Annotated in this window: 13 protein-coding genes; 9 read left to right on the top strand and 4 right to left on the bottom strand. The window is 56.8% G+C overall.

The genetic code is table 11. The features are described 5' to 3' along the window. On the bottom strand, positions 1 to 402 hold a 402-nt coding region (locus tag PY649_RS34270), incomplete at its 3' end, for a CBS domain-containing protein (protein ID WP_285873479.1). A 227-nt stretch (positions 403 to 629) separates the two neighbouring features. Between PY649_RS34270 and PY649_RS34265 the strand changes: the two genes are divergently transcribed. From PY649_RS34265 to PY649_RS34250, 4 genes are all read left to right on the top strand, one after another. Then, positions 630 to 1853, top strand: a complete 1224-nt coding sequence (locus PY649_RS34265; protein ID WP_285873478.1) for a DUF7482 domain-containing protein — start codon at positions 630 to 632, stop codon at positions 1851 to 1853. Positions 1854 to 1916: 63 nt separating this feature from the next. Then, positions 1917 to 2369, top strand: coding sequence for a hypothetical protein (locus PY649_RS34260; protein WP_285873477.1), 453 nt, complete (start codon positions 1917 to 1919; stop codon positions 2367 to 2369). Between the two features lie 239 nt (positions 2370 to 2608). Next, positions 2609 to 3307 (top strand): glutathione S-transferase family protein, encoded by a 699-nt coding sequence (locus tag PY649_RS34255; protein ID WP_285873476.1) that lies wholly within the window; start codon positions 2609 to 2611, stop codon positions 3305 to 3307. A 330-nt stretch (positions 3308 to 3637) separates the two neighbouring features. Further along, positions 3638 to 4210: a hypothetical protein gene (locus tag PY649_RS34250; RefSeq protein ID WP_285873475.1), complete on the top strand. Its 573-nt coding sequence runs from the start codon at positions 3638 to 3640 to the stop codon at positions 4208 to 4210. A gap of 611 nt (positions 4211 to 4821) precedes the next feature. Here the strand turns inward: PY649_RS34250 and PY649_RS34245 are convergent. Further along, positions 4822 to 4953 carry a hypothetical protein gene (locus PY649_RS34245; RefSeq protein WP_285873474.1) on the bottom strand — a complete coding sequence of 44 codons (132 nt, stop codon included), beginning with the start codon at positions 4951 to 4953 and terminating at the stop codon, positions 4822 to 4824. A gap of 419 nt (positions 4954 to 5372) precedes the next feature. Between PY649_RS34245 and PY649_RS34240 the strand changes: the two genes are divergently transcribed. The 4 genes from PY649_RS34240 (at position 5373) to PY649_RS34230 (ending at position 6913) form a co-directional block, all read left to right on the top strand. Continuing rightward, positions 5373 to 5531, top strand: a complete 159-nt coding sequence (locus PY649_RS34240) for a hypothetical protein (RefSeq protein WP_285873473.1) — start codon at positions 5373 to 5375, stop codon at positions 5529 to 5531. Positions 5532 to 5722: 191 nt separating this feature from the next. After that, on the top strand, positions 5723 to 5866 hold the full coding sequence (locus tag PY649_RS34235) for a hypothetical protein (protein WP_285873472.1): 144 nt from the start codon (positions 5723 to 5725) through the stop codon (positions 5864 to 5866). Then, positions 5827 to 6270, top strand: coding sequence for an FUSC family protein (locus PY649_RS35280; protein WP_432761458.1), 444 nt, complete (start codon positions 5827 to 5829; stop codon positions 6268 to 6270). Before PY649_RS34235 ends, PY649_RS35280 begins: the two co-directional genes overlap by 40 nt. Before the next feature lie 448 nt (positions 6271 to 6718). Further along, positions 6719 to 6913: a winged helix-turn-helix domain-containing protein gene (locus PY649_RS34230; RefSeq protein ID WP_285873471.1), complete on the top strand. Its 195-nt coding sequence runs from the start codon at positions 6719 to 6721 to the stop codon at positions 6911 to 6913. 440 nt (positions 6914 to 7353) lie between these two features. Here the strand turns inward: PY649_RS34230 and PY649_RS34225 are convergent, their stop codons facing one another. Beyond that, the gene (locus tag PY649_RS34225) at positions 7354 to 7539 is read right to left on the bottom strand and encodes a hypothetical protein (RefSeq protein WP_285873470.1); all 186 of its coding nucleotides are present in this window, start codon (positions 7537 to 7539) and stop codon (positions 7354 to 7356) included. A gap of 297 nt (positions 7540 to 7836) precedes the next feature. Continuing rightward, positions 7837 to 8373 carry a DUF1003 domain-containing protein gene (locus PY649_RS34220; RefSeq protein ID WP_285873469.1) on the bottom strand — a complete coding sequence of 179 codons (537 nt, stop codon included), beginning with the start codon at positions 8371 to 8373 and terminating at the stop codon, positions 7837 to 7839. 924 nt (positions 8374 to 9297) lie between these two features. Here PY649_RS34220 and PY649_RS34215 point away from each other — a divergent pair. After that, entirely contained in the window at positions 9298 to 11163 is a 1866-nt protein-coding gene (locus PY649_RS34215; RefSeq protein WP_285873468.1) for a PAS domain-containing protein, read from the top strand. The last annotated feature ends 286 nt before the right edge of the window (positions 11164 to 11449 follow it).

Here is an 11449-nt window from a genome sequence, read left to right as displayed (position 1 = left end):
CGAGCCTTTCCGCGGCACAAACGGCGCACCGCCCGCGCGGTCCTTCTGGAGCATCGCCAGCGTCATCATCTCGGCGATCGTGTCGCTTGTGACGAGACCAACCAACTTACCCGCCGCATCCGTAACGCCGAGAGTGGCGGCGGAATTCTCCTGCATCAGCCTCAGCGCTTGCTCCAAGGTGGCGCGACAGCTGACGGTGAGAACCGGTGATGCGGTGACGGCCACGCGGGCGTTGGGCTTCGCCTGTTTCATAGACTGTAGAATGTTGGCGCGATCGAGAATGCCGACGAGACTTCCATTGCCGTCGCGCACGGGAAATGCTCCCTGCGAGGTCTGCAACAGGACGTTTATCGCTTCGTCGATGTGAGTGTCAGGTTGCAGCGTGACGAAGTGGCTCATCATCGCTTGGCTCGCCGGGACGCCTCGCGACCGCAGTACCACCGGGCGCAATGCGATCGACGGGCTGCGCACCAAAGAGATAAGCCGTTGGTACTTATGCTGCTTTCCATAGCCTGCAGCTATCGAAAACATGGTTAGACGGAATTTTCAATCAATCTTCGTCCGAGGCAGTGTCACGTCGCCATGGCAACCCGCCGCAATAGCGACAATCTCTTGAACGGAGAAATACCATGAAAGATTATTTGAGTATCAGCGCCATTCCCGCCTCTGCGCTTTTTTTTGCCAGCCTTTGCTTCCTCCCAAGCGTCGTGTCGGCTGAAGTTATCAATCGCGGACCGGAGGGGCCGCCACTCTCTGAAATTCGCCCCGCTCCCAAGTCAATCTATCCGGATCAATACGCGATCACCGCACAACCGTCGCCATCGGAAGTCGACTCAGCGTTTCTCGGTCCCGTTCTGCTGATGAAGTCGGCCGTGGTCGATCTTGAAGCGGGTACGGCTACCTTGCCCCTTCGCAAAGGTAAGCTCGCATCCGGCGAAACCGTCTGGTCAATTCTGACCGACGCCACAGATGAAAATCTTGCAAAGTTGCATGGAGTTCCGTTTTCCCCAAAGCTCGCTTACGGCATGACCGGCAAAGCGACGCGGAAGGGCCATGTTGAGGCGGATGGTTCAATCGTCTTTCAGTCCGGCAAGGTTGATTTCTCTCCCGAGCACGCCGTGATACCGGGAGATGCCCCCGATTTCTTCCCGCCGAAATCTGCAAAACCCGGCTCTGTGGGTGACGCTGATTATTCACCTCTCGTTGCCCTCGATAACGCACCGGGCGTCGTCTTCAACATGCCGATGGTCGCCTTCGACGTCTCGGCCGACGATCTCAACAAAATGTGCGATGGCAATGTCAACTACGGAAAGGTGGAAGACAAGGTCACAAAGATTTGCCCGCGCGACGGGACAGTGACGCTCAAGTTGACGCTCGGCTATACATTCGGCAAGCCGATCTTCTATCTTTCGACGGAAGCCAACGACGAGGGCTTGGCAGCCTTGGAGGGTGCAACTTATACGCCCGCGCTCAAGGATCTTCCTTTTGCCTTGGAAGATGCATCTCAAGGCGAGCCTGCCGAGCGCCTTTACGCGTTCATCAACGGGCCGACCGGAATTGACAATCCATTCCGCCAGGGACTCGACAGCGCCCTTTCCGACAAGGGAAGCCATGGTCCCCTTAACGTTCTCGGCGGAATCCCGACCATCAATCTCGACTACAGCCCAATGTGGCGAGTCTTCCCGGTAAAGTGGACGGCTGATGCCATCGAGAAGGGATATCGCACCAAGATGACCGATGCGATTGCAATCGAAGATGCCGGCGAAAGAGGCATCATTGAAAGTATCGCCGGCGGCAAACCGAAGCCAGTGGGTTTCATCGTCAACTGCCCGGTCGTCTATCGAGTGAACTGAGGTCATCGATCTCTGCCGCCAAGGCGACTGCCTTGGCGGCTTCCCGGCAATGGAAACCCAACAATGCTAAAACTCCTTCTCCCCATCGCACTTTCAGCAGGTCTGCTGAGCACCCTTCCTCCTACCGCCGAGGCAAAACCGCTGATCGAACTCATGGCCGGCAAAGCATCGGATCGACATGTTTTGTTTTCATTCGAAAACGCAGATAATCCCCGAAAATCCATGCTTCGGATCAGCACCCACCGGGTCGGAAATCCGGGCGCGAAACTGTCTGTCTTGATTGATAAGAGCAGCCGCCCGTTGCTTTCACGCATTTTGACCAGCAAGGACTGCAAATTCACCGATGACGGTGCGCAGTGCACGATCATCGTTGCGGGTCATACGAAAACGTACGAGCGTTTTCTTGCGGCGTTCCAGCGCGGACGGTTGGCACATGTTGAAGTTAGAAATGCAGCAGTCATGCAGATGCAGACTGATGTGCCGCTTACCGGTTTTGCCAAGAACCTGAAGGGTTGATGCACAATCCGGAATAGTCTCGATACCGGGCAGACATCGGTTTCAGGTTGTTTCGATTCGTAAAACTGCCGCGGCCGATCGGTTCGGGACTATTTCCTTTCTGGCGAGACGAGATTCAATCGTCGACCTTTTCAGGCACGCTGCCGGCAAATGTAAGACGGTTGCGAAGAGCAGTGTCGCCCGCATCGTTGGGGCCGCACTTCATTTTTGAAAACGTTCGTATGTAAAGAGAATATGAGATGATTCGGTTTTATTTCCACCCGACACCCAATCCTGCGAAGGTCGCCCTCGTTCTTGAGGAGGCTGGTCTCGCTTATGAGGTTGTCCCAGTCGACACCAGCAAGGGTGAACAACATCTTGGCGACTTTCGAGCCATCAATCCAAACGGCAAGGTGCCGGCGATAGTTGATACCGACGGCCCCGGCGGTAAGGAAGTAACGGTCTTCGACTCGTCCGCCATTCTACTTTACTTGGCTGAGAAGACCGGTCGATTTCTCGGCGGCTTCGATGATCGTCCTGAATTGTTATCCTGGTTGCTTTTCATCGGTACCGGATTAGGACCGTTTTCTGGCCAAGCGGTTCATTTTCAATATGCTGCACCAGAAGGTCTAGACTATGCCGTGCGCCGCTACCGCCGCGAAGCCGAGCGACACTATGAAGTGCTGAACGAGCAGCTCGCGGGAAAAGACTTTATCGTAGGCTCGGATTACACGATTGTGGATATATCAGCCTGGGGGTGGATTGATCGCGCCTCAAGAGTTCTCAAGGGGGTCGAAGATCCATTGAGTGAGTATCCTCATATCAAGCAGTGGTTCAATCAGATCAATGCTCGGCCCGCCGTCGCTCGCGCAAGAATGGTTGGGAAAGACCACGACTTTAAGAAGGCCAATGACGAAGAGACGAAGCGGGCGCTATTTCCATCTAACTACGCGCGCTGATGTCGCCGCATGACCCCAAGGGTAGCTTCGATAAGGCGATCGCGGGCTGGCTGTAATCATGTTCGGGGACCGGTGTTCGCCCGCTGATCTGTCGTCCCGGGAAGCGCTCGGGCGATCCTCCGCGACCCGGGCCCTACGCCGATTTATTCGAGCTGGCGGACGGCATCGGAGCGAACGTCGTCGGCACGCGGTAGCCGTCAGGGAATGGAATCCATAGCCGCGCGGAATTTCCTGATCTCGAACACGGCAATTAACGTATCGCATTGACATATGACCGGTTGGCCGATCGCAATCAAACGACTACCGCGCCCCGGAGATTGGGAGTATCGAATGAGCCTTGAAGTCAACGATGTCGTCGAAGCTGTGTCTGAGCTCATAAAGCGCGGCTATGACCGTGAGTATCGGATCAAAGACGGCGGGCTTTACGATCTCGGGACTGGCATGATGGTTCGGACAAGCGAAATTCATGTCGACGCCTCTCTGAGGTTCGAAAACGGGTCCAGCCGAGACGATGGCTCCAACGTCTATGCGATTACGGATGGGGAGACGAAGGGTAAGGGGCTGCTGATCGATGCCTTCGATACACTCGATCAGGATTGCTCTCGCGAGCTCTTTGCGCGACTAACGACTTCTCGACACCCAAAGCGGGTCTCCGAACAGGAAGCGCCGAGCCGCTATGGTCTTCGGAAGATCTACAAGAGCGAGTTCGATGAAGACGCAGAACGATACGTGCTGCGCGTCGACTTTCCTGACTTTCCCCCATGTCCCTTCGGACAGTCCTTTTCGATGCTGGGATTCGACACGGCTGAGCAGCGATACGTGTGGCTTGTTACAAGCATCTTGCGCGACTCGCGACTTGCTCGTGTGCCCTACCAGGCGGCGGACGTTCCGGACAACGAATGACAGGGATGCGAAGAGTGACGGTGTATCTGAATGCGGAATTACTTGCGCGCTCGGCGCATTACGAAGGCTTCCAGGGGCTTGCGCACGGGGAACTATTTGCGCCATTACGATGCCGTCGATTCAACAAATGAAGGCAACCTCGCTACAGACGATGCAAGCAGGGCTGTCTCGCTACGAACCAGACAGTATTTCACGCGGCGTGCACGATCCGCGCCAGCTCGAGTGCCGTAAGTCCGGGCATGTCGTGCACTCCTTTGGCTCTGTGAACCCGACCGGTTCCAAGCCTGACTGTCGGGTAGGCCAATCGAGTATCACAGCCGACTTTGCTAGTGTGTCGACGGCCCCAATCGTGTTGGTCTCCCATGTAGAGCCGGATTCGACGAGGTTTACAAAGCGCATTGGCATGGCGCAAATCCTCCATTTCGGGCTGAGATTAAGGTCGCAGACAACGGTTATTGATTGTGTCGCGTCCAGGCTCTGCACGCCGGCGAAATCTCCGTAGCTCTAGATGCAGCTAGGCCTTCTTTCCTAAGGTGCAGGGGGAACTTAATTCCGCCCGCAAGGCTTTAGAAAATCCGCTTGTTATCATATTCATTCCAACGCTGGGCCGATCACGCGAGACTCTCGATCGTCGGCAGAAGCACGCTCGCATCTGTGCGCCTGGCGTAGTCGAAGATGACGTCACCGCTCGCCAATATGCCGTCGCGATGCAGCGCTTTGCGCGGGAATGGAATTAGGACCACCAAGGTCTCCGTGACGGCTCTTATTGATCTCGATGATCTTTTACAGCGTCGTAGAATAGGGCGAAGCTGTCTCGGCGACCCGGCCGTCTGTGCACCAAGCAGTCCGCGCATAAACTTAGGTTTAGCTACGCGAAACTTATCGGCCACTATCCGAGACCTACGAACAATTTCTCGGCGTGGCCCAAAGCCTTAAATTACTTCTCATGAAATCTTCAAAGGGGAGAATGCTCCCCCAAGGCACGCGAGGTTTGCTATGCGCGGATCAGGTTCGACTATCGCTAGACGTTCGACCTGGCACCAGACGGGAGCATCCCGACAGTCCAGTTGCTTCGGCCACCGAGGGCTGGTCGGACTGGAGCAAGGGTGATCCGTCAATGCATGTCAGGAACGTGCGATCCGCGAGCGAAGACGTCGTAGCCATGATCAGGGATCAAGCGCTCGAGGAAGCTGCACAGATCGCAGATCAGGTTGCCGATGGAAGAGACGACCTTTTCCAAGGACTTGCAGCGCTCGGGGCGTTGATTGCCGAGGGAATCCGCTCGCTGAAGCGGTGTGAACAGAATTCGAGTTCGGAGTAAGCGATGCCCTGTGGCTCTCGACTCGGGCGGCGCTCCGTCAGGAGCGCGGCTGGTCGCAGAGCCGTTGTCGCGCTGGTCGCAGAATTGCAGGCAGCCCGAACTCTGAAAATTGCTCCAGCCGATGGTGCCTTGGGCGATCAGACAAGTGCCGCTGAAACATCATCGCTTAACCAGTGACGAGGAGATTTGTCATGTCTTTCTATGAAGAAGGTTTTGACGCCTATCAATCCGGCTTTGATACCAAGGATTGCCCTTATAACCTCCTTACAGCAGGTCATGATCTTTGGGTTGCGGGATGGTTAGCCGCACTAAACTTCTGCCTCGAAGCCGAATAGGGGGCATGATGTTCTCCCTCTTTTCCTCGGACTCGCGCCTGCAAGTGCGGCTCGGCGCCACCCAACAGTGTGAGGCTGGCCTTGAGGCCGAAACCTCCGTTTGGACAATCAGAGAATTGCTGCGGCGAGACGGCGAGGTTCGCGAAAATCTATTCGCTCCAAGGTCGGCCAGGTGGCAACTGCGCTCATGGCGCGCGCCTTTGTACCGGTCCCATCGAATGGCTGCCGAGAGTGGTGTTCGTGCGGCTCTATGGATAGCAGTCGCCTCGGCGTTCTTCGTCTGGACCGGCTGGCCCGCGACGAGCACTTCCTTGTCCTTTGTGGTGCTGATTGCCGCCCTAGAGGCCACGACTCCAAATCCGCGCGGCTTCACCGCCGCGTGCATAGGAAATGCGCACGGGTAAATAGGAGAAGGCAATGCCTAATCACTCGGGAGATCACCGGTCTGGCAAGACCATGCGATGTGCAGTCTGTGATGGCAAGTTTGGCCTCGTTCGGTACTCGTCGTGGGGAACCCAGCTTTGCTCAAGGAAGTGCGTCGATCGCTTCAGAATTTGCCGGGCGAATGACGGCAATTGGCTGCCACGGCTCCAAATCACCTTCAGCCGGCTCTGCCAGAGAAGCGCGCAAAGGCTAGGTGACGTTTGAGGTCTCACCAGGAGGCAAGCAATAGGCAGGCCGTTCATCGAGAAATCAACAGAGCCGGTCAGCGGCGCGGCGTCTAAACACGTTTCATTTGGATCGTTTTGCCTGTTTCCGATGCAGTTTCTTCTGGTGGAGCGTGGCAAGCCGGTGCCGCTCGGAAGTCGTGCTCTGGAAATCCTGGTCGTCTTGCTTTAACGCCGCGGTGAATTGGTCGGCAAACAAGACCTGATGGCCCGCGTCTGGCCGCATGTCTTTGCCGAACCTGCCAATCTTACAGTGCATATTTCAGCGCTTCGCCGCGCTTTGCGTGACGGCCAGGAAGGCAAGCGGTTCATCGTCAACATCCCCGGGCGTGGCTATTGCTTCGTCGCCTCAGTCGAGGCGGCGGGACAGGAAAACTGACCACCAGCGGGACGCATCCGTCAATTTCCAGAGGACAATGATCATGGGCACGACAATACCTAAGCGATCGCATCGAGCCGTCGGAACATCGAGCGCAGGATCCGGTCGATGCTACGTTTCAAATGGATGATCCGCGGCGCGAGAATCCCTTGCGGCTCGAGACGACCCGCGAAATGTTCAAAGAATAAACGAGGTAGACTATGCTCAGGCACCATTGCTCGCGGAGTGGTTCGTACCCTCGCCGCCTGAGCCCGTCCACGAGCCAGCTGTCTCCGCTGTGGCTTTGCAATAGAACCGACGCGCCGGCCCAGTCGGTTTCATGCCGCGCCGCTTCACCGGCTGAGGAAGAGTCGGTCCATCACATTCGTAATGCGCTCGGAACGGCCATCGCTAGGCTGATAGATTCCGCCGAAGGCGGGACTGAGCCGACGCATAAGCATTCAACCCAGCGCGCTTTGACAGTCGCCCGGACGGGCCTCCACGGTTTCCGGTGTGAGTGCCGACACCTCAGCAAACTGCCCCGGCGTCATGCCGTCGACAACACAAGCCACGAACACGATGCGCAACTCATCGGGCAAGTATCCGATCGACCTTTTCGGGACGTCTCGAATCACATCATCCGCCATCCAGCGGTCCTTCTTCTACAACCTTGTGGCGCCGGGCTATCTCAACGCCGGCGCATTTAACGAAATCATCCGACCAAGCCGCAAGTCGCCGGTTCGACCGGACGTGCTGTTTCGCAGCGGGCGTCCGCGGAGGTAAGTTTCTGATCCGTTGCCTCGCGGCCCGGGTCGATCCCGCTGTCGGGACGGAGCGCGCTCGAAAAGGCACCGGTCTGTTGGAATTTATCCAACGAGTCTCCCCAACTTTGGCCGGCAAGCCACGGGTCATCATGGCGGACTGCTTGGTGGTGTCGCGGGCGGCTATGGAATGGGATCCTCTTGTTCGACGGCTCCGGCAACGTCTGTTCGGCCAGACTTCCTCGTCTGCAAAAGCAATTCAGTCAAAAAATTAACGGCCTCGGACAATCGAAGCACCTCCTGCGCTCGAAGCTCATCTATCTTTTCATGCAAGAGCTCGATTTCTAGTTCCGCTTTGACGTTGATCTTATAGTCGTTTTCTGCCGCTCTCCGGTCGATATCTTGCTGCCTGTTCTGACTCATCATGATGATTGGCGCAGCATAGGCAGCTTGAAATGAGAGCGCCAAGTTCAGCAGAATGAACGGATAGGGGTCCCAACTCTTTGCCGCGGCGAGCAGGTTGATCCAAATCCACGCGACGAGGAGGACCGTCTGTACGATGATAAACTTCCAGGAGCCCATGACGCTCGCAACCAAGTCCGCAACGCGTTGACCGGCTGAGAGCGGCTCCGTTGGATCGCACATGTCGGCCGAATGAAAGCGTAGCGACCGGCGCAGTCGCCGCAGTTCGGCTAGCAGTTCAAGCTCGGTGGGCTCCATGTCGTCGATTTCCGGTTCTATGGTCTTCATGGCTCCGCCCCTCGCCCGCTCCGCGGACGCGTCGCCGGCGCAAAGTAAGATTTGATATTCGTGGGAGGTCTCGGTGCCGTATCCGCCCAGCTGGTGCTTTCAGTAATTAAATTTGACGGCCGTTCGGGGTAAAGCTATCGTATCGATAACCGGTTATAATGCTCGACGAAGTCAACGTCGCGACTTCGCGCCTGCTTGGCGATTGGGCGACTGCCCTCAATCGGATCATCGAAGCCACCCTGCTTGTCATGCGCCGTGAGGTGGTCGAGTTCGCTGCCGAAATAGAGACAGGACGGGAGTGCGATGCCCTGGCCGTGCAAGAGCCGCGATTTTCGAGGCGATCGACGGAGCACGGGCCGGCGAGACCGTGGAGTTCAATGGAAGGAAGCTTGTGATCGAAGACGTCGCGTAGCGAGACACATTGGATCGATGGCGAGCGAGGGCAGCGTATGTTGGAAATTCGTCAAATCGGCGGATACATTGCCAGAGAAGGTCAAAAATCCCGAAGCTTAGACTGCAACGCCGGCTTGTCACTTGGGATCCGATCTCGCCCATCGCGCACCCGATGCGAACTCGGGACGAGATGCTGCGGGGCATTCATGATCTGGGTGAATAACTCAAACTCATTTCACCATCTAACGCCTTTGGGACGAATTGGTTAATCTGGACGGCAACGCAGCCGAAGATCACTTAGGAGATGATTAGACGCTGCGGAAGTTTGGCGTGACGCGACTCTTGCCCGTTGTTTTGATTCCGATCACGCAGCGGTGCGACGCGTGAAGATCGAAATTCAATGCACCCGGGTCGGACTTCACCGGAATTTCTGCGGCTTCCGTTCAAGCCTATAAGTGATTTGCCGACGTACCCGCTGTCGCGAGAGAGATTGTAACAGACATGAGTGACGCGCCATCCGCGTTAACAAGCGAGTCGCCCCAGACGAGCTTTGGCTGCGACAGCGTCCCGGCATTGATCTGCGAGATCGATGTCGTGCGCGGCGGACGCAGATTCAATCGCGCCTGGGAGCTCTTCACTGGAATTGCCTCCGCAGACCTCCTCGGTTTCGGCTGGATGAGTGCGGTGCATGAGCAGGATCGCAAAGCGCTCGTCCGGGCCGCCGCCGACTCGGATGGCTGCTCGCGGTCGATCGACATCCGGATTCGGGACCGAAATGGTCAGTATCATTGGTTCTTGGTCAACGTCTCCCTCCCAGTCGATGACCGTCATTCCAGCTCGTCGCGGAGTCTCGTCGCGCTTCCGATCAATGAACGCAAGGCCTCCGAAGCTGTGCAAGATGCAGAGTCGGCCGACATCCGCATGATGCTCCAAAACGTGCCGACCATGATTTGGCGCACGACAGCGGCCGGCGAGATGGACTACGCGAACGAACGATATCTCGCGCGCTGGGCTCAAACATTCGACACCATCAAAGGCTGCGGATGGAAGGACTCGGTTCATCCCGACGACCGCGATGGAATCGTAAACTACTGGGCCAACCACGTCGGAACAACCGATGCCGACGGAATGTACGAGTTCCGCGCGGGCTCTCCCGCAACGGGATATCGTTGGTATCTCTCAATTGCCACGCCCCGCCGCGATGACAACGGCAATGTTGTTCAGTGGTATGGCGCGACCTTTGACATCGAGGACCGAAAGCGCGCTGAAAACCAGCTCCGACGGAATGAAGCATTTCTGCGCCAAGGCCAGCTCATCAACAAATCGGGCAGCGTTGGTGCCGACCTTCGAACCGGCGAGCATCACTGGTCCGACGGAACCTACCGGATTCTGGAATTTGACCAGGACGTGACTCCGGGGTTCGAGCCGTATCTCGAGCGTGTTCATCCAGACGATATCGACCTCGTTCAAGAGAAGATTGAACAGGTAAAGCGCAACGAAAGAGACGTGGAATTTGAGCACCGACTCTCCTTCCCTGACGGTCGGGTCAAGTACTTGCGAGTGCTGGTCAAGCCCGCGGGTTTGAATGAAATGAACACGGTCGGCGTCATCATGGATATCACTTCCGCGAAGTTGGCCGAACAGGAAATGCATCGCGCCCAAGCCGAGCTTACGCGCATCACCCGCATCGCGACGATGGCGGAGATGACCGCGTCAATCGCGCACGAGATCAATCAACCTCTTTCTGGAATCCTTAACAACGGCGAGGCATGTCTGCGTTGGCTCAATCGCGCCGAACCGGACATCGCGGAGGCGATTGAGGCGATCGAGCGGGTCGTCGTCGGCGCCCGACGCGTCAGCGATGTCGTTCGGCAACTTCGCGCGATATTCACCCGCAAGGACCCAGCTCCGACCAAGTTCGACCTGAACGACTTGGTGAAGGGCACCCTGCCGCTGCTGCGCTCGCATATCAATCATCATCGGGGTTCGGTCAGTCTCGGCTTGGCGGGCGACCTTCCGGCAATCTTTGCGGATCCCGTGCAGATTCAGCAGGTCCTCATCAATCTTCTGACGAACGGATTGCAGGCTCCAAGGAAATCGGATGCGGGTGAACGTCGACTTACAATCGAAACCGCGCGCGATGATGGCGGCGTCACGCTTCGTGTCAGCGACGACGGGCTCGGGATCGATGAAGCGCATCTGGCGAACATCTTCGAACCATTCTTTACGACGAAAAGCGACGGCATGGGGATGGGGCTGTCGATCTGCAGGTCGATCATCGAATCGCATGGTGGCCGGATGTTCGCCCACGCGAATGCGGCCGGTGGCGCGACTGTCGGCTTTGCATTGCCGATCGAGCCTGGTTGACAATCAGCGGTGACCATCGTGACCAATACCTTCGTATCTCAAACCATGCAAACGTTCAGTAGGCGGCGCCCCAGGTTTAGGTTAAAATCAAAAATGCCGTTTTATCGGCAAATTTGACGACACTAACCCTGCGAGCAATGGGGCTGAAAATGCGCCAAATGTCGTACACCACAAATCCATCTGCCAAGCAGCCGAGCTCTAGCACCGCGCCGATCGTACTCATCGTTGACGACGATGAGCTGGTCCTTAAATCCCTCGATGGCCTTGTCAGATCCGCGGGATATCG

It is taken from the genome of Rhizobium mayense (assembly GCF_030272705.1).
Lineage (GTDB): Bacteria > Pseudomonadota > Alphaproteobacteria > Rhizobiales > Rhizobiaceae > Rhizobium > Rhizobium mayense.
This window is presented reverse-complemented; position numbering and strand designations above follow the sequence as displayed.

What these genes read in the sequence shown, in the direction of transcription:
- PY649_RS34265 (WP_285873478.1), top strand. Translation starts at nt 630, where the DNA reads ATGAAAGATTATTTGAGTATCAGCGCCATTCCCGCCTCTGCGCTTTTT.
- PY649_RS34260 (WP_285873477.1), top strand. Translation starts at nt 1,917, where the DNA reads ATGCTAAAACTCCTTCTCCCCATCGCACTTTCAGCAGGTCTGCTGAGC.
- PY649_RS34255 (WP_285873476.1), top strand. Translation starts at nt 2,609, where the DNA reads ATGATTCGGTTTTATTTCCACCCGACACCCAATCCTGCGAAGGTCGCC.
- PY649_RS34250 (WP_285873475.1), top strand. Translation starts at nt 3,638, where the DNA reads ATGAGCCTTGAAGTCAACGATGTCGTCGAAGCTGTGTCTGAGCTCATA.
- PY649_RS34240 (WP_285873473.1), top strand. Translation starts at nt 5,373, where the DNA reads ATGATCAGGGATCAAGCGCTCGAGGAAGCTGCACAGATCGCAGATCAG.
- PY649_RS34235 (WP_285873472.1), top strand. Translation starts at nt 5,723, where the DNA reads ATGTCTTTCTATGAAGAAGGTTTTGACGCCTATCAATCCGGCTTTGAT.
- PY649_RS35280 (WP_432761458.1), top strand. Translation starts at nt 5,827, where the DNA reads ATGGTTAGCCGCACTAAACTTCTGCCTCGAAGCCGAATAGGGGGCATG.
- PY649_RS34225 (WP_285873470.1), bottom strand. Translation starts at nt 7,539, where the DNA reads ATGGCGGATGATGTGATTCGAGACGTCCCGAAAAGGTCGATCGGATAC.
- PY649_RS34220 (WP_285873469.1), bottom strand. Translation starts at nt 8,373, where the DNA reads ATGGAGCCCACCGAGCTTGAACTGCTAGCCGAACTGCGGCGACTGCGC.
- PY649_RS34215 (WP_285873468.1), top strand. Translation starts at nt 9,298, where the DNA reads ATGAGTGACGCGCCATCCGCGTTAACAAGCGAGTCGCCCCAGACGAGC.